Annotated in this window: 25 protein-coding genes; 13 read left to right on the top strand and 12 right to left on the bottom strand. The window is 69.7% G+C overall.

Going from position 1 to position 26,927, the window contains the following annotated elements; translation table 11 throughout:
* Positions 1-150 precede the first annotated feature (150 nt).
* The 7 genes from ABZX37_RS45190 to ABZX37_RS45160 form a co-directional block, all read right to left on the bottom strand.
* The gene (locus tag ABZX37_RS45190) at positions 151-741 is read right to left on the bottom strand and encodes a TetR/AcrR family transcriptional regulator (protein WP_344274354.1); all 591 of its coding nucleotides are present in this window, start codon (positions 739-741) and stop codon (positions 151-153) included.
* Positions 742-874: 133 nt separating this feature from the next.
* On the bottom strand, positions 875-1,690 hold the full coding sequence (locus tag ABZX37_RS45185; RefSeq protein ID WP_354750508.1) for an ATP-binding cassette domain-containing protein: 816 nt from the start codon (positions 1,688-1,690) through the stop codon (positions 875-877).
* Positions 1,687-3,513, bottom strand: a complete 1,827-nt coding sequence (locus ABZX37_RS45180) for a dipeptide/oligopeptide/nickel ABC transporter permease/ATP-binding protein (RefSeq protein ID WP_344274348.1) — start codon at positions 3,511-3,513, stop codon at positions 1,687-1,689. The genes ABZX37_RS45185 and ABZX37_RS45180 overlap by 4 nt, the downstream gene beginning before the upstream one ends.
* Positions 3,510-4,451 (bottom strand): ABC transporter permease, encoded by a 942-nt coding sequence (locus ABZX37_RS45175; RefSeq protein ID WP_354750507.1) that lies wholly within the window; start codon positions 4,449-4,451, stop codon positions 3,510-3,512. Before ABZX37_RS45175 ends, ABZX37_RS45180 begins: the two co-directional genes overlap by 4 nt.
* 66 nt (positions 4,452-4,517) lie before the next feature.
* A complete protein-coding gene (locus ABZX37_RS45170) occupies positions 4,518-6,041 on the bottom strand; it encodes an ABC transporter substrate-binding protein (protein ID WP_354750506.1) in 1,524 nt (507 codons plus the stop codon).
* A gap of 172 nt (positions 6,042-6,213) precedes the next feature.
* A complete protein-coding gene (locus tag ABZX37_RS45165; protein WP_354750505.1) occupies positions 6,214-7,191 on the bottom strand; it encodes a methyltransferase dimerization domain-containing protein in 978 nt (325 codons plus the stop codon).
* A gap of 88 nt (positions 7,192-7,279) precedes the next feature.
* Positions 7,280-8,236, bottom strand: coding sequence for an aldo/keto reductase (locus ABZX37_RS45160; protein ID WP_354750504.1), 957 nt, complete (start codon positions 8,234-8,236; stop codon positions 7,280-7,282).
* 86 nt (positions 8,237-8,322) lie between these two features.
* On the opposite strand from ABZX37_RS45160, the gene ABZX37_RS45155 reads away from it, so the two are divergent.
* Entirely contained in the window at positions 8,323-9,045 is a 723-nt protein-coding gene (locus ABZX37_RS45155) for an SDR family oxidoreductase (protein WP_354750503.1), read from the top strand.
* Between the two features lie 63 nt (positions 9,046-9,108).
* Here ABZX37_RS45155 and ABZX37_RS45150 read toward each other — a convergent pair whose 3' ends face one another.
* Positions 9,109-10,470 carry an amidohydrolase family protein gene (locus ABZX37_RS45150; RefSeq protein ID WP_354750502.1) on the bottom strand — a complete coding sequence of 454 codons (1,362 nt, stop codon included), beginning with the start codon at positions 10,468-10,470 and terminating at the stop codon, positions 9,109-9,111.
* 104 nt (positions 10,471-10,574) lie between these two features.
* Between ABZX37_RS45150 and ABZX37_RS45145 the strand changes: the two genes are divergently transcribed.
* The 5 genes from ABZX37_RS45145 to ABZX37_RS45125 all read left to right on the top strand — a co-directional run bounded on the left by ABZX37_RS45145 (position 10,575) and on the right by ABZX37_RS45125 (position 16,073).
* Complete coding sequence (locus ABZX37_RS45145; RefSeq protein ID WP_354750501.1) at positions 10,575-11,684, top strand: zinc-binding dehydrogenase; 1,110 nt, start codon at positions 10,575-10,577, stop codon at positions 11,682-11,684.
* A 42-nt stretch (positions 11,685-11,726) separates the two neighbouring features.
* A complete protein-coding gene (locus ABZX37_RS45140) occupies positions 11,727-12,692 on the top strand; it encodes an aldo/keto reductase (protein WP_354750500.1) in 966 nt (321 codons plus the stop codon).
* A gap of 200 nt (positions 12,693-12,892) precedes the next feature.
* On the top strand, positions 12,893-13,870 hold the full coding sequence (locus tag ABZX37_RS45135) for an alpha/beta hydrolase (RefSeq protein ID WP_354750499.1): 978 nt from the start codon (positions 12,893-12,895) through the stop codon (positions 13,868-13,870).
* Positions 13,867-14,841 (top strand): alpha/beta hydrolase, encoded by a 975-nt coding sequence (locus tag ABZX37_RS45130; protein WP_354750498.1) that lies wholly within the window; start codon positions 13,867-13,869, stop codon positions 14,839-14,841. Before ABZX37_RS45135 ends, ABZX37_RS45130 begins: the two co-directional genes overlap by 4 nt.
* A complete protein-coding gene (locus ABZX37_RS45125; RefSeq protein ID WP_354750497.1) occupies positions 14,838-16,073 on the top strand; it encodes a multidrug effflux MFS transporter in 1,236 nt (411 codons plus the stop codon). Before ABZX37_RS45130 ends, ABZX37_RS45125 begins: the two co-directional genes overlap by 4 nt.
* Here ABZX37_RS45125 and ABZX37_RS45120 read toward each other — a convergent pair.
* On the bottom strand, positions 16,059-16,562 hold the full coding sequence (locus ABZX37_RS45120; RefSeq protein ID WP_354750496.1) for a GNAT family N-acetyltransferase: 504 nt from the start codon (positions 16,560-16,562) through the stop codon (positions 16,059-16,061). The genes ABZX37_RS45125 and ABZX37_RS45120 overlap by 15 nt on opposite strands.
* Positions 16,559-17,146 (bottom strand): hypothetical protein, encoded by a 588-nt coding sequence (locus ABZX37_RS45115; RefSeq protein WP_354750495.1) that lies wholly within the window; start codon positions 17,144-17,146, stop codon positions 16,559-16,561. Before ABZX37_RS45115 ends, ABZX37_RS45120 begins: the two co-directional genes overlap by 4 nt.
* A gap of 193 nt (positions 17,147-17,339) precedes the next feature.
* Here ABZX37_RS45115 and ABZX37_RS45110 point away from each other — a divergent pair, with 193 nt between their 5' ends.
* The 6 genes from ABZX37_RS45110 to ABZX37_RS45085 all read left to right on the top strand — a co-directional run bounded on the left by ABZX37_RS45110 (position 17,340) and on the right by ABZX37_RS45085 (position 23,344).
* Positions 17,340-18,257: a diiron oxygenase gene (locus tag ABZX37_RS45110; protein WP_354750494.1), complete on the top strand. Its 918-nt coding sequence runs from the start codon at positions 17,340-17,342 to the stop codon at positions 18,255-18,257.
* Position 18,258: 1 nt separating this feature from the next.
* Entirely contained in the window at positions 18,259-19,761 is a 1,503-nt protein-coding gene (locus ABZX37_RS45105; protein WP_354750493.1) for an FAD-dependent oxidoreductase, read from the top strand.
* Between the two features lie 274 nt (positions 19,762-20,035).
* Positions 20,036-20,749, top strand: a complete 714-nt coding sequence (locus tag ABZX37_RS45100) for a GntR family transcriptional regulator (RefSeq protein WP_354750492.1) — start codon at positions 20,036-20,038, stop codon at positions 20,747-20,749.
* Positions 20,742-21,542 (top strand): arginase family protein, encoded by an 801-nt coding sequence (locus ABZX37_RS45095; protein WP_354750491.1) that lies wholly within the window; start codon positions 20,742-20,744, stop codon positions 21,540-21,542. The genes ABZX37_RS45100 and ABZX37_RS45095 overlap by 8 nt, the downstream gene beginning before the upstream one ends.
* A 36-nt stretch (positions 21,543-21,578) precedes the next feature.
* Positions 21,579-22,427, top strand: coding sequence for an alpha/beta hydrolase (locus ABZX37_RS45090; protein WP_354750490.1), 849 nt, complete (start codon positions 21,579-21,581; stop codon positions 22,425-22,427).
* Complete coding sequence (locus ABZX37_RS45085; protein WP_354750489.1) at positions 22,400-23,344, top strand: RNA polymerase subunit sigma-70; 945 nt, start codon at positions 22,400-22,402, stop codon at positions 23,342-23,344. The genes ABZX37_RS45090 and ABZX37_RS45085 overlap by 28 nt, the downstream gene beginning before the upstream one ends.
* Here ABZX37_RS45085 and ABZX37_RS45080 read toward each other — a convergent pair.
* On the bottom strand, positions 23,286-23,909 hold the full coding sequence (locus ABZX37_RS45080; RefSeq protein ID WP_354750488.1) for a hypothetical protein: 624 nt from the start codon (positions 23,907-23,909) through the stop codon (positions 23,286-23,288). The genes ABZX37_RS45085 and ABZX37_RS45080 overlap by 59 nt on opposite strands.
* 50 nt (positions 23,910-23,959) lie before the next feature.
* The gene (locus ABZX37_RS45075) at positions 23,960-24,736 is read right to left on the bottom strand and encodes a lysozyme (protein WP_354750509.1); all 777 of its coding nucleotides are present in this window, start codon (positions 24,734-24,736) and stop codon (positions 23,960-23,962) included.
* 352 nt (positions 24,737-25,088) lie between these two features.
* Between ABZX37_RS45075 and ABZX37_RS45070 the strand changes: the two genes are divergently transcribed.
* Complete coding sequence (locus tag ABZX37_RS45070) at positions 25,089-26,843, top strand: hypothetical protein (protein ID WP_354750487.1); 1,755 nt, start codon at positions 25,089-25,091, stop codon at positions 26,841-26,843.
* Positions 26,844-26,927 lie beyond the last annotated feature (84 nt).

Raw genomic sequence — 26,927 nt, 5'->3', positions numbered from 1 at the left:
CCCACCGGGGGGGGTTTTTTTTTTTATTCTTATTATTTCCCCCCACACAACCCCCCCCCCCGCGCCGTCGTCACAATCAGCTTCGGGGTGCCCCACGCAACCAAGGGCGCAATGCCGCCGCCAGGCGACGAGCCGCAAGCGAAACCGGACTCAATCCCCGATCCGAGCCATCAACCCGTCCACATAAGCCCGATACCGCCCAGCGACCTTCCCCACCGGATGCATCAACGAAGTCACATTGGCCCCGATGGAAACCGCGATGATCTCATCTGCCAGCACCCCGATCACCGGAGCGTCAGCAGACTCCTCTTTCCCCCGGGCGGCAGCGATCCGCACAGTCAGCTCAGCCCGCCAACTGTCGAGCAAATCCCGATACTGCCGGGCAAGATCCGGATTGGCCACGGAATGCTCCCACAACACCAGCAACACCCGGGCCGACGCGATCTGGTGCGCATCCGTCGGAATCGCGGCTTCCACAAACCCCCGCAGCGATTCGACCGGACCCAATGAAGGGTCCAATTCAGACATCCGCTGCGAGGTCTCCTGCAGCACGCTCTCGAACGTGGCCGCGATGATGCTGTCCTTGCTGGGGAAGTAGTGCTTGAGGGCACCGTTCGCGAACCCGGCCGCGGTGACGATGCTGCGCATCGTCGCCGCCTCGAACCCGCCTTCGATGATCAGCTTTTTGGCGACCTCGACGATTTCCCGTCGTCGCTGATCGTGATCGATGACCTTCGGCATGGTTACAGACTCTAACCCGTATTCTCCCGCGACGGATGTGACCCTGCTCGACCGCACGCGGGAGCGGTGAGCCCGGAAAAGCGGGCACCGAGAACCAGCCGCCGGCACTCGAGGCGGCCTGCGGAAGCAGGGCCTATCCCAGCCCCAGCCGAGCGGCCCGTCTCTCCGCCTGCCGGGCCGGATCCGCCACCGGGGCGGCCAGCAGCAACCGCTGCGTGTAGGGATGCTCCGGTGCCCGCGTGACCACCGCCGTCGGACCGGATTCCACGATCTCTCCCTGGTACAGCACCGAAACCCGATGACAGATCCGATGCACCACACCGAGGTCGTGCGAGACGAACAGGTAGGACACCCCGGTCTCGCGCTGCAGTTCCAGGAACAGCTCGAGGATCGTCGCCTGCGTGGTCAGGTCGAGCGCACTCACCGGCTCGTCGCAGACGATCAGCCGCGGCCGCCGGACCAGCGCCCGTGCGATCGCGATCCGCTGCCGCTGTCCGCCGGAGAACTCCCCCGGATACCGGTGCACCGCGTCAGCGGGCAGCCGCACCCGGTCGAGCATGTCCGCAACAACTGTCCGGGCGTCCGCGCGCGAAGTCCCGGCCACCACCAGCGGCTCGGCAAGCACTTCGCCGACCGTCATGGTCGGGTCCAGCGAACCGTACGGATCCTGGAACACCACCTGGATGTCGCTGGCCAGCCGACGCCGCACCGCACCGCGCGCGTGCGTGATGTCCTCGCCGTCGAAGGTGATCCGACCGGACTCCGGCGCGGCCAGCCCCAGGACGGCTTTGCCCAAAGTGGACTTCCCCGACCCGCTCTCGCCGACCAGCCCGACGCATTCGCCCGGCTTCACATCCAGCGAAATCCCTTTCAGCGCCCGGAATCGCACCCGGCGGCTGAGCCGGTAGTCGACCACGAGGTCCTCGATCGCGAGCAGCGGAGCGGTCATCGTCCGGCCTCCTCTCCGGTCGCGTGGGCGAGGCCGCGCCGTTCCCAGGCTTCGTCCAACTCTTCCCGTCCTTCGGTGTCGTCCAGCGACGCGCTGATCAGCTCGGCGGTGTAGGGGTCCTCGGGCGCGCGGAAGATCCGTTCCACCGGACCGGTTTCCACGATCCGGCCGTCCTTCATCACCACGACGCGGTCGCAGATGTCCGCGACGACGCCGAAGTTGTGCGTCACGATCACCAGCGCCATCCCGTACTCGGCCTGCAGTTCGCGCAGCAGTTCCAGCACCTCGGCCTGCACCGTCACGTCCAGCGCGGTCGTCGGCTCGTCGGCGACCAGCAGCGACGGCCGCCCGGCCACCGCGCCGGCGATCAGCACGCGCTGCGCCATGCCGCCGGAAATCTGGTGCGGGTAGCTCGCCATCACGCGGTCCGGGTCGGTGAGGCCGACCTGCAGCAGCACCTCGCGCGCCCGTTCCTTCGCCGCGGCCTTGTCCAGCCCGTGCACGCGGCGCAGCGGCTCGACGAGCTGGTGCCCGATCAGATAGCACGGGTCGAGGTTGGTCATCGGCTCCTGCGGCACGTACCCGATCTCGCGGCCGAGCAGTTTCGCCCGCTCCGCCGCTTTGCCGACCTCGCGCCCGCCGACCCAGATCCCGTCCGCGACCGCGGTCCCGCCCGCGGGCAGGAGGTCGAGCACCGAGAACACCGTCTGCGTCTTGCCGGACCCGGATTCGCCGACGATCCCGAGCACCTCGCCGGGAGCCGCGTCCAGCGACACCCCGCGCACGACCTCCTTGACGCCCTTGTCCGTCGCGTAGCCGACCCGCAGGTTCTCGATCCGCAGCGCGCAATCCGCCGCCGCGTGCTCGTGCGCGCCCGAAGCCGCGCCGCCGTCCAACGCATCCGGCGAAGGAGCCGCGAGCGCTTCCCGCACTCGAGCCCGGCCGCGCCGCGTCGGCTGTTCGGCGCGGACGCTGACCAGGTCGGCGAGCGTCGAGCCGATGAACGCGAGCGCGGCGATGGTGACGCCCAGCGCGATCGACGGCCACAGCAGGATCAGCGGGTAGGTCAGCATGTTCAGGAAGCCGTCGTTCATCGTCTGGCCCCAGCTGGGCGTCGACGCCGAGCCGATGCCGAGGAACTGCAGACCGGCCTGCATGCCGATGGCGAGCCCGGCGGTGAGCGCGGTCTGCACGATGATCGGCGCGTACACCGCGCGCAGCAGGTGCGTGCGCAGGATCCGCAGCGTGCCGACACCGGCCACGCGCGCCGCGTCGATGTACGGCTCCCGGCGCACCGTCAACGCACGGGCGCGGGTGATCCGGTAGTAGCCGGGCGCGAGGAACACGCCGAGCGCGATCATCAGCACGGTGAAGTCCTGGCCGGTGCCGGCCGCGACGACCAGCAGCACGATCATCCCGGGTACGGACTGCAGCGCGTCGCTGATCCACGAGCAGATCCGGTCGGTCGCGCCGCCGAAGTACCCGGCGACCACGCCGGTCGGGACGCCGAGCACGATCCCGGTCACGCAGGTGATCAGCCCGCCGTACAGCGTGGTCCGCGCGCCGTAGAGCAGGCGGCTGAAGATGTCGCGGCCGGCGGAGTCGCCGCCGAGCAGGTGCCCGTTGCCGGGTTCGGCGTGGGTCAGCGCGAAGTCGACGTGGTTCGGGTCGTACGGGGCCAGCCACGGCGCGAACACCGCGGCCAGCACGACGATCGCGAACACGACCAGCGCGACGATGCCGACCGGACGGCGGAAGTACCGGCGCAGCAGGGAAATCCGCTTCACCGGGGCGAGCGTGGCGGGGAACGGGGCAGCGGTCATCGGTCGCGCACCTTCGGGTTGACCCACCCGAGCACGAGGTCGAGCAGGAAGTTGACGATCACGACGAACACGACGGTCACCGCGGTCAGGCCGAGCAGCACCGGGATGTCCCCGATCTGCGACGCCGACTGCGTCAGGCTGCCGATCCCCGGCAGGTTGAACACGATCTCCACGACCACCGCGCCGCCGAGCAGGCCGACGAACATCAGCGCCAGCACGGTCAGCGCGGACGGCGAAGCATTCCGCAGCACGTGCGTCGTGACGCGGCGCGACGACAGGCCGCGCGCCCGCAGCGTGCGCACGAAGTCTTGGTTGGCGACCTGGAGGAAACCGTTGCGCAGTTGTTCGGCGATCATCACGATCGCGCCGAGCGACAGCGATATCGATGGCAGCGCGATCGAGCGCAGCCAGCCGACCACCGACTGGTCCGGCGAGACGTAGCCGACCGCGGGGAACCACTGCAGCTGGATCGCGAACCAGGTGACGAGCACGAGGCTGACCCAGAACCCGGGCAGCGCGAACAGCACCACCGAGGCGAGCTTCAGCACGCGGTCGACCACGCCGCCGGGACGCAGGCCGCAGATCACCCCGACGAGCACGCCGAGGATCGCGGCGAGCAGCGTCGCGGCGACCACGACCGACAGCGTCACCGGCACGCGCAGCGCGATCTGTTCGCCGACCGGCTGGAAATTCCGCCAGGAGGTCCCGAAATCGCCGGTGGCCGCGTGCGTCAGCCAGTCCCAGAACTGCGCGAGCAGCGGCCGGTCGTACCCGATCTGGGCGCGCAGCGCCGCCTGCTGCGCGGGGGTCGCGCTGTTGCCGAGCAGCCCGGCGGTCGGGTCCCCCACCGCCGTGTGTGCCAGGAAGAACGTGCCGCTCGTGACGAGCACGAGCAGCAGGATCCCGGACACCAGGCGTTTGACGATGAATGTGAGCATGTTCCGGCTCCTCCCCGGGGCTCGTCTCTCCATCATGGACGGACGAGCCCCGGGACGACGGGCGCGTCAGCCGCGCTGGATGAACCGCAGCGTCGGGAACATCATGCCGGTGATCGGCGTGACGGTGATGCCCTTGACGCTGAAGTAGAGGTTGTCGGCCTGGTACCAGACGTTCCACCAGGCGAGGTCCACGAGCTTCGTGTTGAGCTCCTTGAGCGCGGCGGTCTGGGCCGGGCCGGGCTGGGCCTGCTCCGCCTTCTGCACGAGCGCCTTCACCTCCGGGAAGGCGTCCACCGACGGGTTCGGGTTGTACCACTGCTTCGAGGTGACCTGGTCGGTCAGCGTCGCCATGTCGTTGCCGTCCATCGCGATCACCGCGAGGAACATCGGGTACGTCGGCGCGTTCTTCTGGTAGTCCGGCATCGACATGTTCTGCCAGTCGACCTTGATGCCCAGCTGCCCGAACGTCTGCTCGGCGGCGGGCTGCCACGCCTGGAAGATCGTGGACATCGGCATCTTCAGGCTGAACCCGTTCGCATAGCCGGCTTCGGCGAGCAGCTGCTTGGCCTTCGCGAGGTCAGTCTTGTACTTGCCGTTGCCCGCCGGGTCGTACACCTGGCTGCCGCTCGGCCACAGCTGGTCGGTGACCGTTCCGGCGTCGTTGCCGACCGCCTTGAGGATCCCGGCCGCGTCGAAGGCGTAGGAGATCGCCTGCCGCACGCGCTGGTCGCCGAGTGCCTTCACCTGGCTGCCGGTGCGGTCCGCGAACTGCACGCCGACCCACGACGCCGGCTTCTTCGCGACGTTCCAGCCGTTCTGCTGCGCCTTCGGCAGGTTCGCCGCGTTGGCGAACTGGACGTTCAGCTGACCGGACAGCATCGCGTTGAAGCTGGCCGCCTGGTCGGTGATCGGGAACAGCCGCACCGTCGGGAACGGGTAGGTCGCGCTGTCCCAGTGCTTCGCGCGCTTCTTGAACACGTACTGCGACTGCGGCTGCGAGGAGCCCTTGTCGAAGGTGTACGGGCCGGAGCCGTCGGGGCCGTTGGCGAGCGAGTTGGCCTTGATCGCCTTGGGCGAGGCCATCCAGCTGCGGCCGAGACCCATGAAGTACAGCAGCGCGTCGTCGCGTTCGGACAGATGGAGCACGACCGTCGACGCGTCTTTCGCCTCGACGCTCTTCACGTCGATGTAGGCCTGCCCGGAACGGGTGCCGGACTTGAGGTGGTTGAGGTTCTCCACCGCCGCGGCGGAGTCGAACTTCTGGCCGTCGTCGAACGCGACGTCGTCGCGCAGGTGCATCGTGAGGCTCAGCCGGTCGGCCGACCAGTCCCACGACTTCGCGAGCGCGGGGATCGGCTTGGCGTCCTTGTCCAAGGCGACCAGCGGGTCGTAGACCGCGGACAGGTACGGGCCGTCGAAACCGATGTCGGCGTTGGCCGGGTCCCACGACGTCACGTCGAGGAACACGCCCGCCTTCAGCTCGTCGGTGCCCGCGCCCGCCCCGGCGGCGCCCGAGCCGGTGCATCCGGCGATCGCGAGCAGCGCCGCGGCGGCCGCCGCGAACAACGCCGCTGTCCTTGTCCTCGTCATTGAGTCCCTCTCTCAGGGTGCTGGACCGCCGGCGGGATCGCTCGGCGCCCCGCCGGGAACGGCGGGCCGTCGAGTGCGGCCCGGCTCGCCGTGGTGCGGGATAGTCTACGATTGTCGGCTAAAAAATCAACGGGCCGGATACGTTTGTTATCTCCCGGCCCTTCCGCCGTTTTCAGACGGCGTCGGCGACCAGAACGCGCGGACTTGCAGGCAGTGCGAGGACATCGCATACGCGCCATCCTGCACCGTCCAGCCATTCGCGGACTTCCGCCTCCGGATAGACGACGGTTCCGTCGATCACGAAGTACTCCCCCGCGTGCAGCGCGTCGATCGGGCGCTGCCGTTCGTCGTCGTCGAGGAAGAAGTCCAGCAGCAGCAACGTCGCGCCGTCCCCGGCGGCGGCACGGGCGTTGGCCAGGATTTTCCGGTTCTGTTCAGCGGTGAACCGGTGCACCACGTGGTTCACCATCACCAGATCGTGCTCGCCGCCCGGTTCCGCGGATTCGGTCGGCGCGGGGTCGATGCTGATGCGATCCGCGTACCCGGCCGCATTCACCGCATCGGTGATCCCCTGCGTGGACTCGGGTCCGAAAACGAAGCGAGCGGTCAGTGCGGGATTCGCCCGCAACGCGCCGATCGCGAATTCCGGAGACAATCCGCCCAGATCGAGCATCGAACGGTAGGGCGAGAAATCGAATGCGCGCGCGAGCATCGACGCGTGCAGCGAGTTGTAGCGCATCACGCCCGCCATGAACGTCGCCCAGCGGCCCTCGTCCATCTGGAGGTCGCCCGGTTTGCCACTGTCCACAGTGGTGTCGAACTGGAGCCAGTGTCCGTAGCTGATTTCGTTGAGGAAGGTCAGGAACGGCGCCAGATCCGTGGCGCCGTTCCCTCCCAGGTACTCCTGCGCGTCCTCGGCCAGCGAGTAGCGGCCGTCGGTTCGCTCCAGCAGACCGCGCGCGTTCATCGCGTCGGCCAGGATCCGGGTCAGCTGCTCGCCGGTGCCAGTGGCGACGGCGAGTTCCGGCGCCGTTCGCGGACCGTCGGCGAGCGCGCGGAACAGACCGATCCGCGAGGCGGCGAACAACTGCTTCGCGCCCATGTACCCGATGGCGATGTCGACGATGCGGTCCGGCGCTGGTTTCGTCATGTGGCGGCTCCTCACGGCGTCGGGGGTGCCTCTCCGGGCACCCCGGGAAGCTTTAGTCTACGCACGTCGACAAAAAACACCAGCCCCTTCACCAGGTTCCGTCGGCAGCGACCTCGCGATCGAGCCACAGTTCCTTGGTCAGCTCGCGGATCCGGTCCGCGCCGACGCGTTCCAGCAAGTCGAGTGCCCCCGCATTGTCCTCCAGCTGCGCCTGCCGCGATACGCCCACGAGGACGTTCGCGGTCGCAGGATTGGCCAGGCAGAAGGCAATTCCCAGCTGCGCGGGCGACGCGTCGAGCTCGGCGGCGATCTTTTGCACAGCCGGCCAGGCGTCGGCGATCTTCTCCCGGATGCCGCCGACGTCCGCGCCGATCTTGCGACTCGGCTTCAAATTCCCGACGAGCAGCCCGCCTTCGAAAATGTCCGACGCCTGCAAGGTCAGCTCTCCGGAAGCGAACAGTGGCGCGTAGTACTCGCCCTCGGCCATCGACCGGCGCGCGAGCCCGTACTTGAGCTGAGCGAAAACCGGCGGCTCCAAACCACGTTTGCGCGCAATGGCAAAAGCTTTGCGCAGATCGTCAATGCGCCAATTGTTCACGCCCCACGCGCGGAACCGGCCAGCTTCGATCTGTTCGGCGACGTCCGCGACGACTCGCTCGAGGTCGACTTCGCCGAAGTAGTCGCCGACCACGACCAGATCCGCCGACTCGACGCCGACGCGTTCGAGCGAGGTGTTCATCTGCTGCGCGAAGCCGACGTTCGGGTAGTCCCAGAGCCAGAGTTTCCCGCAGTAGAGCCAATCTTCGCGGGCGAGCCCGGCTTCGCGGACCGCGCGGCCGAAGATCTGATCAGTCGTGGAGCCCTCGGCGTGCGGGCCCATGTCGTAGTGCGCGACGTCGAAGAAGGCGTGCCCGAGTTCGGCCGCGCGGGCGATCAGCGCCACCGCGTCGCCGAACTCCATCCGGTCCCAGGTGTTCCACGAGCCGAGCGACAACGCCGGCACGCGCGGGAACGCCGGGCCCAGTCCAGGTCGATCCGTCGCCACGATTCCTCCTGCGATTCAAGGGATTTATTTTCTACGCTTGTATACTATAAGCCCGCGTACCCCGCTCCCGGCGAAAGGAAACGACGATGCCCGCTGCCCGTACCGTGCTGATCACCGGAGGTGCCGGCGGCATCGGCCGCGCGATCGGCGCCGCCTTCGCCCAAGCCGGCGATTCCGTGGTGCTCGCCGACCTCGACGGCGCCGAAGAAGCCGCCAAACCGGTTGGCGGGCGCGGAATCCGGCTCGACATCACCGACGAGGCCGCGATCTCCGCGGCGCTCGACGAGGTCGGTCCGGTCGACGTCCTCGTCAACAACGCCGGCCTCCTCAGCGTCCACGGGCGGTTGCTGGACCTGCCCGGCGCGGACCTGCTGCGCATTCTTTCGACCAACGTGCACGGCACGTTCCTGATGACGCAGCTGATTGCCCGCCGGATGGTCGAGCGCGGCGAGCCGGGCGTCGTGGTGAACCTGTCCTCGATCGGCGGGCGGCAGCCTACGCCCGGCATGGGCGGTTACGAAAGCAGCAAGGCCGCGGTCGACGCGCTGACCCGCTGGGCCGCGATCGAGCTGGCGGAGCACAAGATCCGGGTGAACGCGGTCGCCCCCGGCCCGGTCGCGACGCCGATGCTCGCCGCCGCGATGCCGCCGGGATCGCCCGCGCACGACGCGTGGGTGGCGCGGATTCCGGACGGCCGGATGGCCGCGGTCGAGGACGTCGCCGCGGCGGTGGTGTTCCTGGCGAGCCCCGCCGCCGCCCACATCACCGGCACCAGCCTCCCGGTGGACGGCGGCCAGCTGCTCACCTGAGCCAGCCGTCCGTGAAGGGCCCCTCGAGGGAATCTGATTCCCCCAAGGAGCCCTTCACGGACGTTAGGCGATCATTCCGGGCGTGCGCTCGAACACGATCTGTCCATCCAGGACAGTCAGGTCGACCTCGACCTCGGGCAGCTCGGCGGGGGTCACCGCGAACGGATCCGCGGACAGCACGCACAGGTCAGCCGCCATCCCCGGGGCGAGCGTGCCCTTCCACGACGCGGCGCCGTCCTGCTGAGCGGGGTGGACGGTGTAGCAACGGAGCAGGGTTTCCATCCGCTGCCGCACGTCCTCGGCCGGGCCCATCCACTGGTCCGCGGCAGCGATTTCCTTGCGCCAGTCCGGCGGCAGCACCGGCGCGTCGGACGTCAGGCACAGCGGGATCCCGGCGTCCAGCGCCTCCTGCAAGGGCCACGCGGCGTCCGAACTGCCCGCCCCCAGCGCCGCGTCGACGACTCCGGCGGTCCGCACCGCGATCCCGGCCTGTGCGGACAGCCCGACCCCCAGCCGGGCCATCCGCTTCAGCTGCGCCGCGTTCACCAGGTCGCCGTGGATGACGTAGTGGCCGAGATCGACGTCGCGCTCTCCCCTGGCCCGCTCGACGGCGTCCAGCATCAACTCGATCGCCCGGTCGCCGGTCGCGTGCACGCCGACCTGCAGTCCGGCCTCGTGCGCGGTGCGGACCATCCGGGTGAAGTTCTCCTCGCGCTCCGGATCGTCCGCGCCGCCGACCAGCAGGTGGGCGTGGCTGCCGTCGGCGTAGCAGTGGTGGGTGTAGGCCGAGCGCATCGGCGGGATGCCGTCGGCGAAGATCTTGACCCCGCGGAAGTTCAGCCGGCGCGGGTCCGGGCCCGGTCCGTCCACTGTGGCCAGTCCGGCGCGGAAGTTGTCGAACGTGCTCGGGCCGTCGAGTTCGCCGTACAGCCAGAGCGCGGTCACCCTCGCCCGCAGCAGTCCTTCGGCGGCCAGTTCGCGGTATTGCTCGACGACGGACATGCCAAACGCGCCGATGTGCCCGTTGTCCTCCCCCGGGCCGAGGCCGGGTTCGGTGTAGCTCGTTATGCCTAGCACGGCAAGGATTTCGCCCGCGCGGAGGATGGCCGCCCGGCGTTCGGCGGCGGTGCGCAGCGGTTTTTCCGGACCGGGCCCGGGCGCGCCGTCGTCGGCGAACAGGGTGTCCGGCCACAGCGCGCCGAGCCAGGCTCCGTGCAGGTGCGCGTCGTTGATGCCCGGCAGGACCGCGCGGCCGCCGAGGTCGAGCACCTGAGTGCCGGGTCCGATCAGCTCCCGCACGTCCGCGTCGGTTCCGGCACGCAGCACGCGTCCGTCCCGCACGGCCAGCGCGGTCGCGGGCGCGGCACCGGCCATGGTGTGCACCGCTGCTGCCCGCAAGACGAGATCCGCAACTGAGGTCGGCACAGGCGCTCCTGGAGGGATTCGGGGACTCGACATTTTTGTCGACGTCCGTAGACTAACCCATCACACGGCCCTCCCGGGCCCGCCAGCCCCCGGAAAGGTTTCCCATGACCGTCCCGACTTCCACCCGCGCCGCGGTGCTGACCGAGCACGGCGCGCCGCTGGAGCTGACCGAACTCCCGCTGCCCGCCGAGCTCGAAGCCGGCGCGGCGCTGGTCCGCGTCTCGTGCGCGACGCTGTGCGGCACGGACGTGGAGATCTGGTCCGGGAAGATGAGTTTTCCCGGCATGCTGCCCATGGTGCTCGGCCACGAAATGGTCGGCGAGGTCGTGGCCGCCGGACCGGACACCCGCGACGCGCTCGGCCGCGAGGTCACGGTCGGGTCCCGGATCGGCTGGTCGGAGTCGACCTGCGGCGAGTGCTACGGCTGCACGGTGCTGCGCGAACCGGTGGCGTGTTCGCGGCGCGGTTACGGATTCCTGCAGCGCTCGGACGTCGCACCGTTCGCGACCGCCGGATTGTGCGAATACGCCTACGTCGTCCCGGGCGCGGCGAAGCTCCTGCTGCCCGCCGAAGTGCCCGACACGTGGGCCGCGATGGCCGGATGCGCGGCGAAAACCGTGCTGCGCGCGTTCGACCGGGTCGGCGGCGTCCGGCCCGGATCTCGCGTGGTGGTGCAGGGATCCGGCGCGCTGGGCCTGTTCGCGACCGCGGTCGCGCACCTCAGCGGGGCGGGCAGCGTCATCACCGTCGGCGCTCCCGCGTCGCGGCTGGAGCTGGCGAAGGAGTTCGGCGCCGACGACGTGGTCGATGTCGCCGGGGGTTCGGACGCGATCGTCGAGCGCGTCACCGAACTGACCGGCGGCCACGGCGGCGACCTCGTGCTGGACTTCGCGGGTGCGCCGTCGATCGGTCGCGAGGCGGTCGCGATGGCGGCGCAGCGCGGCCGGGTCGTGATCGTCGGCAGCACCGGGCCGGAGCCGACGCCGGTCCCGCTCGGCACGGTGATGGGCAAGGAGCTGACCGTCGTCGGTTCGCTCAACGGCGACATCGCCGATTACCACCACGCGATCGAGTTCTTCGGTTCGTTCGCCTCCCGGATGCCGTGGGACCGGCTGTTCGGCAGCCCGGTCGGGCTCTCCGGCGCGAGCGAGCGGATCGAGGCCATGCACCGGCTGGACGAGACGAAAGCCGTCGTCGACCCGCGTCTCCCCTGAGCTTTCCTGACGAGTCAATCCCTTACGAGCCAAGGAGGTCTCGTGTCCGCATCCTCGCCCCTGCCCCGCCGCAAGGTCGGCACGTCCGGTTTGGACGTTTCGCTGCTCTCGCTCGGGTCGTGGCACACCTACGACCGGATGGACTTCGCCGATTCGGTCGCGATGATCCGCGCCGCGGTCGAGGCCGGCGTGAACCTGTTCGACGTCGGCGTCTACGGCATGCCCGGCCACCCGCCGGTCTTCACCGACGTCTTGTGGAGCGCGATCGTCCGCGCCGCCCGCATCCCGCGCGAGGACTACCTGGTCTCGGCGAAGCTGTGGATCGAAGGCTTCGGCGACCAGGGATTCCGCCCCCAGCTGGAAAACGCGTTCCTGCGCGGCGGTTTCGACGTCGCGGATCTGGTGATCCTCGGCGACCTGCGCCGCGACGACGTCGCGCTGGAGGACCTGGTCGAGGACCTCGCCGGGCTCACTCGCTCCGGGCTGATCCGGGCGTGGGGCGTCAACAACTGGTCGGCCGGGAACATCGCGCGGCTGCGCGAAATCGCCGAAGCGCTGCAGGTGCCGGGTCCGCAGATCGCGCAGCTGAAGTACAGCATCGGCCGCCGGTCCATTCCGGACGGCGAACCGTTCTCCCGGCTCTTCGCCGACGGTTTCGTCATGCAGGCCTCCGACGTCCTCGAAGGCGGCATCCTCGCCGGGCGCACCAACCTGACCCGCGAGATCGGCCGCGACCCCGGCGACGTCCGCAAGCGGATCACCCGCGACGCGGCCAAGGTCGTGAAGGCCGCGGAGGAACTCGGCACGAGCGCGGCCCGGCTCGCGGTCGCGTTCACGCTGACGCATCCGGCGAACGTCACGACGCTCTTCGGCGCGACCCGGATGGAACAGCTGGAGGACAACCTCGCGGCGGTCGAGCTGGTCGAGAAGGTCGGGGCCGAGCAGATTCGCGCGCTGGTGGAGCCGTTCTGGGCCGACCGCGACGCCGTCGATCCCGAAGGCCCCTGAGCCACTGGCCAACCCTGGCCGGTGGCGATGCCCGGAACTCCGCGCACACCACTGAACCGGATCGCCTGGCTGGGGCGCATGGGTGCCGGGGACCTCCCGGCACCCATGCCGCCGCAGCGGTCCGCGATTCCCGCTCGCCGCCTGCCCTTGCTCCCGGCAGGCCCGCTCACCCCCGACCCGTCCTCGCCGAGGAGGCTGCCTTGACCCATCCCCCCGTCCCGTTCGACCCGGAGATCGAGCCCGCGCTCGCCGAGATCGTCCCGGCCGACGCGCCGCCGTTCACGCGAGAGACGATCCCCGGCCTGCGCCGCGCGATGGCCGAGATGTTCCCGCCCGCCGCCGAAGCGGTCGGCGACGCGCCGGTCACCGTCGTCGAGCAGACCATTCCCGGTCCGGAAGGCGCGCCGGACCTGGAAATCACCATCCTGTCCCCGCACGAGAGCGACGGCGCGCTGCCGGTGCTCTACAACATCCACGGCGGCGGCATGATGGTCGGCCACCGCAACATGGACGTCGGCCGCCTGCTGGCCCTGGTGCTGGAACTGAACGTCGTCGCGGTGAACGTCGAATACCGGCTCGCGCCCGAACACCCGCACCCCGCGCCGGTCGAGGACTGCTACGCCGGTCTGGTGTGGACAGTCGAGCACGCCGACGAACTGGGCGTCGACCCGTCGCGCGTCGTGGTGATGGGCGGCAGCGCGGGCGGCGGACTCGCCGCGGCGGTCTCGCTGCTCGCCCGCGACCGGAAAGGCCCGGCGATCGCGGGACAACTGCTCCTGTGCCCGATGATCGACGACCGCAACACGACGATCGCGAGCCGGCAGTACCCCGGTCTCGGCACCTGGACCCGGGAGTCGAACCTCGCGGGCTGGCAGTCGCTGCTCGGCGACGCGGTAGGCACCGACGACGTCTCCCCCTACGCCGCCCCGGCGCGCGCGACCGATCTGTCCGGTCTGCCTCCGGCGTTCATCGAGGTCGGCAGCGCGGAGCCGTTCCGCGACGAGGACACCGAGTACGCGCTGCGGATCTGGGCGACCGGCGGCCAGGCCGAACTGCACGTGTGGGCGGGCGCCTTCCACGGGTTCGACATGTACGTCCCGGACTGGCCGATCAGCAAGGCCGCGCTCGAAACGCGGAACTCGTGGCTGCGCCGGATCCTCGGGAAGGCGGGGAAATGAGCGTCCCGCCGGTGCCCTACGACCCGGAACTGGAACCCGGGCTCGCCGCGTTCCTCGACCTGGTCGAGCGGATCCCGCTGCGCGCGGACACGATCCTCGCCAACCGCGCGCATTTCGCGACGATCATCCCGCCGGTCGAGCAGATGGTCGGCGACCGTCCCGTCGAGTTGACCGAGCACACCGTCCCCGGTCCCGAGAGCGCTCCGGACATCGTGCTCACGGTCGTCCGCCCCGCCTCGGGAGTCGCCGACGCGCCCGCGCTGTACAGCATCCACGGCGGCGGAATGGTGCTGGGCAACCGGTTCTTCGGCCTCGACGGCCTGATCGACGACGTGCTGCGGTTCGGCGCGGTCGGCATTTCGGTGGAATACCGGCTGGCTCCGGAAAACCCGGCTCCTGCCGCCGTCGAGGACTGCTACGCCGGTCTCTTGTGGACAGTCGAGCACGCGGACGAACTCGGCATCGACCCGTCGCGGATCGTCGTCACCGGCGCCAGCGCGGGCGGCGGTCTCGCGGCCGGTGTCTCACTGCTGGCCCGCGACCGCAACGGCCCGGCCATCGCCGGACAGCTGCTGGCGTGCCCGATGCTCGACGACCGCAACGAATCGGTCTCGACCCAGCAGTACAACGGCATCGGCGCCTGGGACCGCAACAACAACGACACCGGCTGGGACGCCCTGCTCGGCCCGGCACGGGGCACCGACGCGGCGTCGCCGTACGCGGTCCCGGCGCGGATGGCCGATCTGTCCGGCCTGCCGCCCGCGTACCTGGACGTCGGCGCCGCGGAGATCTTCCGGGACGAGACGACCGAGTACGCCCTGCGGATCTGGGCGACCGGCGGACAGGCGGAACTGCACATCTGGGCGGGCGGGTACCACGGGTTCGCCGGGTTCTCCCCCGACGCCGAGGTCTCCCGATCCGCGGTCGCGACCCGGCTTTCGTGGCTGCGCCGGATCCTGCGTGCCGGATGAAGCGTCTCCAGACCGAAGCGAGCCTGGTCGAGCCGGTGGTGCCGAAGAACCGCCCAGGCGCGCTCCGGATGGCGGTCGTGCTGGGGCTGCTGGAGGTCTTCGGCCCGATCTCCATGGACCTCTACCTTCCAGCGCTCCCCCAGCTCGCCGACGACCTCCGAGCCGGGCAGAGTCTCGCGCAGGCGACCATGTCGGTCTGCATGCTCGGACTCGCCTTCGGCCAGCTCGTCGTCGGCCCGCTGAGCGACCGGTTCGGCAGGCGGCGTCCGCTGCTGGCCGGAATCGGGCTTTTCACGGTTCTGTCCGTAGTGTGCGCCTTCGCACCGTCGATCGAGGTGCTGCTCGCGGCGCGATTCCTCCAAGGACTGTGCGGTTCGGCCGGAATCGTGCTGTCGCTGGCCGTAGCCCGAGACCTCGCCGAGGGCGTCGAACTGGTGCGGCTGCTGGCCTTGCTGACCACCGTCGGCGCACTCGCCCCGATCGTCGCTCCGGTGATCGGCGGCCAACTGGCGGCGATCATCGGATGGCGCGGCATCTTCGGCGTCTTGGCCGGGATCGGAGCGGCGCTGCTGATCGTCGCCGCGACCGCGCTGCCGGAAAGCCTGCCACCCGAGGCACGACATCCGCGCAAGGGCAGCGGCGAGTTCCGGATCCTGCTGAAAGACCCGCTGTTCCTGGGTTTCCTGCTCGTGAGCACCTGCGGCGGAGCGGCGTTCTTCACCTACCTGGCGTCGATCAGTTTCGTCCTGCAAGACGGATTCTCGTTGTCGCCGCAGCTGTTCAGCGCGTGTTTCGCGGCGAACGCGGTGATGTCGGTGCTCGGCGCGCAGGTCAACCGCGCGGCGGTGCGCCGTGTCGGGCCGGTCCGGATGTACGTGCTGGGCACGACCTTCACCGCGGCGGCAGCGCTGACCATGCTGGGCGCGGTGTTGTTCGGCGCCGGATTGGCGGCGTTGCTGATCCCGTTGGCACTGCTGATGCTCGCGGGCGGAACGACGCAGGCGAACGGCAACGCGCTAGCCCTCGCCAACCACGGCCGGCGAGCCGGAACCGCGGCGGCACTGCTCGGGACGGCGTCGTTCGCGATCGGCCCGATTGTCGCGCCGCTGGTGTCGCTGGGCGGGACTACGCCGTTGTCGATGAGCCTGACGATGACGGTGGCGTACGGAATCGCGACCGTTTTGCTGTGGCTGGCGGTGTTGCCCCGCCTGCGCCGGTCAGGGACGGCCTGACGCGAACACGAGCTGGCCGTCCTCTTCTCCGACCGCCCGGAAGCCCGCTTTCTCGAGCACCCGGCAACTCGCTTCGTTGCCGGGCAGCACATACGCCCGCAGCTCTGGCACGAGAGCGGGTTCCGGGTGGTCGTCGTGCCACTGCCGCAGCGCCTGCGTCAGCTCCGTAGCAAGTCCCGAGCCCCATGCCGCTCGGACCAGCAGATAGCCGACTTCCCGGTGTCCGCTGCCGTGCGCGAGGCCGAACCCAGCACGGCCGAGAAATCCCGACGCGCCTTCGACGCGCCACTTCGACCAGCCCCGCCGACGGTGTTCGGCGATGAACGTCTCCAGCCTTTCGCGAGTAGCCGCGCGGGTCTGCGGACCGGTCGTCATGTGCCGCATAACCTCGGCGTCGGCATGCAGCGCAGCGAGATCGTCCAGGTCCGAAGGCAGCCAGGTGGTCAGCCGCAGCCGCGGGGTGCGGAGGATTTCTTCCCGGTCCGTCACCAGCCGGGGTGGTACGGCGCCGGCGGGGTTTTCGGCAGCAGCCACGCGCCGGTCGCCCGATGCGCCGCCAGCACGAGCGCAGCGACCGGGACGATCAGCCACAGGAACCCGCTCGGGAAGGTCATCTGCAGGGTCGGCGGCGCGCTCTTCCGGACGAAACTGGAACCGAGCCCGACGATCATGAAGACGACGATGTCCAGCACCGCCAGGCCGCCGCCGACGAGCACGCAGACCCGGCCCGCCGGAGAACGCTTGAACAGGCCGATCGCGCCGGCGACCGTCAGCGCCGCGATCGCCAGGTCCGCGGCGCCGACGATCCCGTTGGACAGCAGCCTGCTCGAGGACGGATTGCCGATCATCCGGATGACAGCCACGACGAAGCCGATCGTGGCCACCAGGCCGATGACCGAGGCCAAAGTCGCCGCGGCGACCGCGGTGGCACCGAAATACGCGGTCGGCGGCGCCGGAGGCGGCGGCTGCGCCGGGAACTGACCGCTGTAAGCGGACTGCCCGCCGTAAGCAGGCGGCAACGGCGAGTACTGCTGCGGACCGGTGCCGGGATACGGCTGCGGCGGTTGCGTCACGACGGCGGTTCCTCCGAGGTCAGGAAGACATTCGGGACTCATCTTGCCAGGTCAGCGGCCCCTTCCCGGCCCGACTGCCCGAACGGACGACACGCGGTTCGCCGGTACCTCTCGCGATACGGCCAGATAGGTGTTACCTTAGGTAACAGTGAATCGCGGTAACGCCTAATCAATGTCGCTCAGGGAGGACCGAATGACCAGCGCAGACGTGCGGCGAGCACCGGAAGCGGCCCCGTCCGGCCGGCACGAGACCGCGCAGCGGCTGCTCGACTCCTCCGCGACCCTGTCGTACGACCCGGCCACCGAGGTCGACTGGGAAACCCCGCTGGACAAGGACTTCCACGGGGCGAGCCCGGAGTGGAGCACGCTCTACGGCACGAGCTACTGGGCCGAGATGACCCCGGAGCAGCAGAAGGAGCTGACGCGCCAGGAGGCGGCGTCGGTCGCGAGCACCGGGATCTGGTTCGAGATGATCCTGCAGCAGATGGTGCTGCGCGATTTCTACGCCAAGGACCCGACCGACCCGGCGTTCCAGTGGGCGCTCACCGAGATCGCCGACGAATGCCGCCACTCGATCATGTTCGCCCGCGGCGCGCAGAAGCTCGGCGCTCCCCCGTACCGGCCGCGCAAGCTCGCCGTCGAACTGGGCCGCGTCTTCAAGGCGGTCGCCGGCGGCGAAGCGGCGTACGCGGCGATCCTGGTCGCCGAAGAAGTGCTCGACGTGATGCAGCGCGACTGGATGCGCGACGAGCGCGTGGTCCCGTTCGTGCGGACGATCAACAACATCCACGTCGTCGAAGAGTCGCGGCACATGAAGTTCGCCCGCGAGGAGACGCGCGAGCAGCTTGAGGGCGCGGGAGCCGTGCGCCGCCAGGTCAACGCGCTGGTCATCGCGATCGCGTCGTACTTCATCGTCAGCAGCATGGTCAACCGCGACGTGTACAAGAACGCCGGGCTGGACTCCGAGCGCGCGCTGCGCGAGGCGAAGGCCAACGAGCACCACAAGTCGATGATGCGGTCGAGCTGTGCCGGGCTGATGGAGTTCCTCGGCTCGTGCGGGCTGCTGACGAAGCCGGCGCTGGTGTTCTACAAGCGGGCGAATCTGATCTGACATGGCCTTCGCGATCACCCAGACCTGTTGCAACGACGCGACGTGCGTGTCGGTCTGCCCGGTCAACTGCATCCACCCGACGCCGGACGAGCCGGACTTCGGGACCACCGAGATGCTCTACGTCGACCCGGAGACGTGCATCGACTGCGGCGCCTGCGCCGACGCGTGCCCGGTCGACGCGATCTTCCCGGTGGACCTGCTGACCGACTCGATGAAGGTGTACGCGGGGATCAACGCGGACTTCTACGCCGACCGCCCGCCGGTCGCCGCGAACCCCGCGCCGAACTTCCACCGCTGGGGCCCGCCGACGTTCGACCGCGAGATCCCGAGCGACCTCGAGCCCGCGGACGTGGCCGTCGTCGGCACCGGCCCGGCCGGGATGTACGCGGTGGAAGACCTGTTGCTGCACACCAACGCCCGCGTCACGCTGATCGACCGCCTGCCGGTCGCGGGCGGCCTGGTGCGCTTCGGCGTCGCCCCGGACCACCCGGACACGAAGCGGATCGGCGAGGCTTTCTCGCGGTTCCACAACCACCCCCGGCTGAAGCTGAAGCTCGGCGTCGAGGTCGGCCGCCACGTGACTGTGGACGAGTTGGCCGAGCGCCACGACGCCGTGATCTACGCCGTCGGTGCTTCTTCCGCGCGCACCCTCGGGATTTCCGGCGAAGACCTCCCCGGCAGCCTCGCCGCGACGACGGTCGTCGCCTGGTACAACGGCCACCCGGACGTCCCCGCGCACGCCGTCGACCTCTCCGCGGAGCGAGTGGTGCTGATCGGCACCGGCAACGTCGCCCTCGACGTGGCCCGGATCCTCACCGCCGACCCCGACGACCTCGACGGCACGACCATCGCCCCGCACGCCCTGGAACGCCTGCGCTCCAGCAAGGTCCGCGAGGTAGTGCTGCTCGCGCGGCGCGGCCCGGAAGACGCCGCCTACACCTCCCCCGAGCTGATCGCGTTGGCGCAGCGCGCGAACGTGCCGCTCGTCGTCGACACCGAAGACCCGCGCACCGCTGCGGCGATCGACGCTGGCACCGGAAAAGCCGCGCTGCTGCAGGGTTTGGACCGCGAGACGGTCGACTGGACCGCCCCTCCCGCAGACGGCCCCCGTCGGATCGTGCTGCGCTTCCACTCGGCTCCAGTGGAGATCACCGGCGACCGCCAGGTACGCGGATTGCGCGTCGACGGCCCTTCCGGACCGGTCGAGATCGCTGCCGGTCAAGTCGTGCGCGCCGTCGGCTACCGGGGACGTCCGGTGCCGGGTCTGCCGTTCGACGAGGCGGCCGGGACGATCCCGAACACCGCGGGCCGAGTCGAGGGCCGGACCGGCGCCTACGTGGTGGGCTGGATCAAGCGCGGCCCGTCGGGCGGGATCGGTGCGAACCGGACGTGCGCCGGGGAAACCGTGGCGACCCTTCTCGCGGACATCACCTCCGGACAGGTTCCGTTGCGAGGACGGCGGTCGCCGATCGCCGCACTGACCGCGCGGTTCCGGGGTCGCTGAGAGAGTCCTTTGTGGACTGCCGCCGCACATTCGGTCGCGGCGGCAGTCCGCCACTCGCCCTTTGCCGCGTTCTTTGGGCTTCTGGCGCATCGGCCGAGCTGAATCACGCCTGACCCCTTACCGGTCAACGATTTCGCGCAGCCGGGCAAGGAACGCCTCATCCGGTCCGCTCCTCCATCAAGTGCGCCAAACCCAGCGCGCCTCACAACGGCTTGCCATATTGTCGGACAATCTGGCAATCTAGTTCTCACTGGCGGGAAGGTCAGGGGGACTGATGAGTTCGACGAATCCGATCACCGGCCTCGGCGCGAGCATCCAGCGGCAGAGCACCGCCGAGCAAGCCGCCGACGCCGTCCGGCAGGCCATCCTGTCCGGCCGACTGCCTCCCGGCACCCCGTTGCGCGAGACCGCCCTCGCCGCCGAACTCGGCGTCTCCCGCAGCACCCTCCGCGAGGCCGCGCGGACCCTCGAAAGCGAAGGCCTCGTCCGCCACCAGATGAACCGCGGCATCATCGTCGCGGACGTCACCGGTCCTGACGTCGTCGACATCTACGCAGCCCGCACCGCCGTCGAACTGACCGCGGCCGACGCCCTCACCGAACACCGCGATCCGGGCATCTACCAGCAGCTCGCCGACCTGGTCGACCAGATAGAGCACGCTTTCGACCACGGCGACACGGCCGCCGCGCTCGACGGCGACCGGCTCTTCCACGCCACTCTGGTCACGGCCACCCGAAGCCCCCGCCTGTCCCGCTTCCACGCGCAACTCCAGCAGGAACAGCGCCTCGCCCTGGCCCTGGCCGAGCGCTCCCGCCGCGAACTCGGCCGCACCGAAGACGACCACCGCCAACTGCTGGACGCGCTCCACGGCACCCCGAAACAAGCCAGAACCGAACTCACCGCGCACCTGCGAGCCGGCGCCGCCGAACTCCGACGGCTGCTCGACCTGCTCGCCCACCGCACCGAAAGCGAGACACCTCGTGGCTGACAGCACCTGGGACCTGATCATCACGCCCTGGCACCTCGACCAGCACATTCCGGACTTCCCGATCCCCGCCACCGCGACCCAGGTCGTTCCCCCGGTCCTGCCTTCCGGCCCCGTCCCCTCCCGGATGAGCCTCCTTCACCGGGCAACAACCGACACCGTGGCCCATGCCGCCCGCCCCCTGGTCCTCTCCGGCGACTGTCCCACCAGCCGCGCCGCCGTAGCCGCGCTGCAGCAGCGCCACCGCGACCTGGCCGTGCTGTGGCTGGACGCCCACGGCGACTTCAACACCCCCGCCATCTCCACCAGCGGCTACCTCGGCGGGATGGCCCTGTCCATGCTGACCGGCCGGACCCCCGACCTGTTCGACGACATACTCGGCCTGCACCCCGTCCCCGACACCAACGTCGTGCTCGCCGACGCCCGCGACCTCGACCCCGCCGAGCGCGATTCCCTTGCCGCCAGCCAGATCCACCGCATCCCCGCCGACCCCGCCGCGATCACCGCCGCCCTCGCCCGACTCGGCCCGGTGCCCGTCTACGTCCACCTCGACATCGACATCATCGACAGCACCGACCTGTCCGACGCACGCTTCCCGTCCGGCCCCGGTCCTTCCTTGGCGCAGATCGAGGAATGCCTCGCCGCCGCCCGCGCCACCGCTGACCTCGCGGGGGCCTACCTCGCCTGCGCCTGGCTCCCCGACCACATCAACGACGAAACCACCCGCCAGACGATCACCCGCCTGACCGCAGCGCTCGGCGCGAGCCTGAGGTGGCACGAACCCGCCCGCGGCTGACCGATTCCTTTTCGCCCCGACCGGGGTCTATCCGTCATGACCACAACAACGCGAGACCCCAACCGGACACTCTGGGAAGCACGGGCGCGCGGTGCGCAAACCCCGGCCTGGGAAACGCTCGCCACCGAGCCGAAAGACATCGCGGTCGAAGCAGTCGAGACACCGGCCGGACTATGGCTCCGTCCGCCGAACGCCATGGCGGGTCCAGCGATCCTGGCGATCCACGGCGGCGGTTTCGTGGGCGGATCCGCTGACACCCATCGCCGGACGTTCGGCCATGTGGCGAAAACCGCCGGAGTAACCACGTTCGCCGTCGAGTACGGACTCACGCCCGAGCACGTGTTCCCCAGCCAGCTCGACACCGTCACGGCGGCCTACCGATGGTTGCGTAGCAACGAATCCGGGCCGATCGCCATCGCTGGCGACTCCTGCGGGGCGATGCTGGCAGTAGGCCTCGCCGCACGCGCCCGTGCCGAGAACCTGCCGATGCCCGCGTCTTTGCTGCTGCTGTCGGCATGGACCGACCTCGAAGCCAACGGCGCCACCTACGACACCGGCAGCGACCCGTTCTTCACCCGAGAGCTAGTCCGCGGCCTCGCGGCCGGTTACCTGGCCGGAAAAGACCCGCGTGACCCGCTCGCCTCGCCCCTCCACGCGGACCTGCGCGGGCTGCCGCCGACGTATCTTCAGGTCGGTACCGAAGAATCCCTGCTGGACGACAGCAGGGAACTCGCCCGGCGGATGCGGGAGGCCGGTGTCGAGGTCCGCATCGACGAATTCCCCGGCCAGGTCCACACGTTCCAGATGGCCGCCGGGACCACCACCGTGGCCGACGAGGCGGTTCAGGAGGCGGGATCGTGGCTGCGGTCGACACTGGTCCGGTGACGGATTTCGAACGGGCGGCGGCCCCACTGCGCTCAGAGCTGCTGGCGCACGCCTACCGGCTGCTCGGGTCGTGGCACGAGGCCGAGGACGCGGTCCAGGAGACCTACCTGCGCGGCTGGCGCGCCTGGGACGGCTTCGAGGAGCGGTCCTCGGTGCGCACCTGGCTGCACCGCATCGCGACCAACGTGTGCCTCAACGCCGCCCGGGACCGCGGGCGGCGAGCCCTGCCCTCAGGCATCGCCGCCGACGACACGCGACCGGACGTGCTGCCGCCGGAGACGTGGATCGAGCCGTTTCCCGGCGACCGCGCGGACCTGCGGCTGGCGTTGATCGCCGCGATGCAGACGCTCCCTCCCGCTCAACGGGCCGTGTTGCTGCTGCGCGAGGTGCTGGCATTCCCCGCCGCCGAGGTCGCCGAGATGATGGACATGTCCGTCGCCGCGGTCAAAAGCAGCCTGCAACGGGCACGCGCCCGGCTGGCGGAAGTCGAGTCCGGTCCCGAGGACGTCGTCGAGCCCAGCTCCCCGCAGGCGCGGCGGCTGCTCGACGCGTACGTCACCGCGTTCGAAAGCGCGGACGTCTCCGGCCTGACGAACGTGCTTCGCGCGGACGCCACACTGGAACTCCTGCCGAGCCGCACGTGGTTCAAGGGCATGGGCGACTGTTCTCAGGTGTTCGCCGCAGCGGTGGGCAGTCCCGGTGATTGGCGGATGGACCGGGCGGTAGTCAACGGTCAGCCCGCGGCGGTCGTCCGCTGGCACGGGAAACCGTTCGGCGTAGCGGTGCTCGACGTCCGGCGGGACGGCATCGCGGGGGTGACCGTCTTCGACGATCCCGCACTCGTCGAACGCATCCAGGTCACTCCGTCTTCTGCCTGGCCGCCAGCGTCTCCTCCACCTCCGGCACCCAAAAGCTGAGTTCCAGCGTCTTCACACTCGCCCAATGCGACATCAACCGGCCTTGCGCGACCAACGCCGGGAACGCGCCCGCGAACAGCACCGCCGCGCAGGCCGCGAACACCGGATGCTGCCCGACGATCAGCTCGACCACCGACGCCACGAACCCGAACGCCATCGCCGGGCTGGAATTGCGCAGCATCAGCCCGGCGGTGCGCAGTCGAGTCGCTTCCATCGCCGCGTCGGCGTCGTGCAGTTGCAGGGCCGACAGCAGCAGAAACGAGTCCGCCTCGACGAAGACGCGCCCGCGCGCGGCCGGGTTCCGGCGCAGGAACTCCTCCCGCGCGTTCCGCTTCCGTCGTCGCGGCAGCCACCGCGACGCCCGCGTTCCCATCGGATACGCCAGGTACCCGAGCAGGTAGCTCGCCACCACGATCCCGATCACCAGCACCACGCCCGGCCCGCGCGAGACGGCGGCGAGGTCGAGCCAGTGCAGCCGTCCGGCGAGATAGGCCAGGAACGCCAGGTGCAGCGCGCCGGGGATCGCATAGGTGAAGAGGTCGAAGAGACCGATCGCGAAAGTCACCCGGTGATCCAACTACGGCCGGACCCCCTCCGGTACGGCTTTTCCGGCGATCACGCCGACGAACCGCCTCCCCTGGCGAGCGCCTCGACGCGGTTCATCGGCCCGTTGTAGTAGTTCTGGTCGCCGGGCAGGCTGCCGGTGCGCGAGAACTGCCAGATGCTCTGCTTGTCCCAGCCCGCCGGGAGTTCGCCGATCTCCGGGGCGTACCGGGCGAGCCACAGCGGGTTGGTGTCGCCGAACCCGCCGGCGTTGCCGGTGCAGAGCTTCCACCAGGACGTCGAGGTGTAGATGATCGCGCTGCGGCGCTGTTTCGCCAGGTAGCGCTGGGTGAAGTCGGCGATCCACGCGGTCATGTCGGCCTGGCTCTTGCCGTAGCAGGCGTCGCCGTACGGGTTGTACTCGATGTCGAGCGCGCCCGGCAGCGTCGAGCCGCCGCCGCGCCATGCACCGCCGTGGGCGATGAAGTAGTCGGCTTGCTGTGCGCCGCTGGAGACGTCCGGGCGGGCGAAGTGGTACGCGCCGCGGATGAGGCCCGCGTCGTGCGCGCCGTTGTACTGCTGGTCGAACTGCGGGCTCACGAATCCGGTGCCCTCGGTCGCCTTGACGTAGGCGAACCGGGCGCCCGCTCCGGCGGCCTGGCCCCAGTCGACCGCGCCCTGGTGCCCGCTCACGTCGTGGCCGAGGGTCTGCCCGGCCGCCGGATCGAGCCGAGGGCTCCCGGTCCGGACGCCCTCGTGGCGCACAATTTGTGAACCGGCAACATTCTCGCCGGCCTTCGAGTAGTCCGCGGCGGCGGCCGGTCCGGCGGTCGCGACGCCGCACGCCATCGCCAAAACCGACGCGGCGGCGGTGAAAGCGAGCCGCCAGGGCTTGTCCGTTGCTGTCCGGGTCACCGAGACTCCGATCTTCACGGCGGCAGGTCCAAGGTCATCTTGAGGCACGACGCGGGACGGGGCTGGCTGCGTCACCCGGACGTGAACGAGATTCCGATAGCCGGAATCGCGCCAGTGGTCCAGACAACCGTGACCGAGTTGTGACCGGCGCCACGCGGCCGGGCGTTTAATTTGTTGTGGCCGACCACAAACTGGTGGGTAAATCCCCTACCGCGGAGGTGTCCCCGACGTGAACCGGACTTATCGACCACCCCGACCTCGTCGATCCCGGGGCCCGGCAGTCGCGATGCTGGCCTTGCTGGCCGCGGCCGGGCTGGCTGTCCCGGCCGCCGCGGCCCCAGCGTCCGGCCAGGCGGGCTGCGGCGGCCAGCCGGACCAGCCGGACTTCGGGCCGAACGTGCACGTTTTCGACCCGGGAATGCCCTCCGCGACGATCCAGGCCCAGCTGGACAAGGACTTCGAGGCGCAGAAGGACACGCAGACCGCGCAGTTCGGCTCGGGCCGCGTCGCGCACCTGTTCAAGCCGGGCACGTACGCGGTGCACGACAACGTCGGCTTCTACACCTCGGTCGCCGGGCTCGGCCAGAATCCGGACGACGTCCAGATCAACGGCGACATCACTGTGGACGCCTTCAACGGATCCGACCAGGGCTCGGCGCTGCAGAACTTCTGGCGCTCCGCGGAGAACATGGCCGTCACGCCTTCCAGCGGCAGCGACCGCTGGGCGGTGTCGCAGGCCGCGCCGTTCCGCCGGATGGACATCAAGGGCGGGTTGCAGCTGTTCCCGGCCAGCTACGGCTACGCGAGCGGCGGCTACGTCGCCGACACCCGCGTGTCCGGCCAGGCCGCGTCGGTTTCGCAGCAGCAGTGGTACACGCGGGATTCGGCGCTGGGCAGCTGGGACGGCGGCGTGTGGAACATGGTCTTCTCCGGGACCACCGGCGCGCCGGCCAACTCGTTCCCGAACCCGCCGGAAACGACGCTCGACACCACGCCGGTGTCGCGCGACGTGCCGTACCTGTACGTGGACGACGGCGGCAACTACCGCGTTTTCCTGCCGTCCCCGCGCACGAACGCGTCCGGGCCGAGCTGGGCGAACGGCGGCACGCCCGGCGATTCCGTCCCGATGAGCCAGTTCCGCGTCGTCAAACCCGGCGACACCGCGGAGAGCATCAACAGCTCCCTCGACTCCGGCTGCAACCTGTTCTTCACCCCCGGCGCCTACCACCTCGACCAGACGCTGAACGTGACCCGCCCGGGCACGACCGTGCTCGGCATCGGCTACCCGACGCTGATCCCGGACAACGGCGTCGACGCGATGCACGTGTCCGATGTGGACGGTGTACGGGTGAAGGGCCTGCTCTTCGACGCGGGCACGCAGAACTCGCAGTCCCTGCTGACCGTGGGCGAAAGCGGGAAGCACACGAGCCACGCGGCGAATCCGACCTCGCTGCAGGACGTGTTCTTCCGCGTCGGCGGCGATCTGGCGGGCAAGGCGACCAACAGCCTGGTCGTGAACAGCGACGACACGATCGTCGACCACGTCTGGGCGTGGCGTGCCGACCACGGCAACAGCGGCACCGTCGGCTGGACCACGAACACGGCGGACACCGGCGTGCTCGTCAACGGCGACAACGTGACCGCGACCGGGCTGTTCGTGGAGCATTACCAGAAGTTCCAGGTCGTGTGGAACGGCCAGAACGGGAAGACGATCTTCTTCCAGAACGAAATGCCTTACGACGTCCCGGATCAGGGTTCGTGGAATTCCGCGCCGGGCACCGCCGGGTACGCCGCGTACAAGGTCGGCCCGGACGTGACGTCGCACGAGGCTTGGGGTCTGGGCAGTTATTGCTTCTTCGACACCAACCCGGCGGTTTCGAGCTATCACGCGTTCGAGGTGCCGCAGAACGGCGGAGTGAAGCTGCACAGCCTGCTGACGGTGTCGCTGAACCACCGCGGCACGATCACCCACGTTGTGAACGACACCGGCGACGTGACACCGGACGGCACGAAACCGGTCAACGTCCCGAATTACCCCTGATCCCGGCTGCGTGACCCCGCGTCTTCAGGTCCGTGAGGGGAACCCTGAGGGACTCTGAGTCCCTCAGGGTTCCCCTCACGGACG

Source organism: Amycolatopsis sp. NPDC004079 (assembly GCF_040610415.1).
GTDB lineage: Bacteria > Actinomycetota > Actinomycetes > Mycobacteriales > Pseudonocardiaceae > Amycolatopsis > Amycolatopsis halotolerans.
This window is presented reverse-complemented; position numbering and strand designations above follow the sequence as displayed.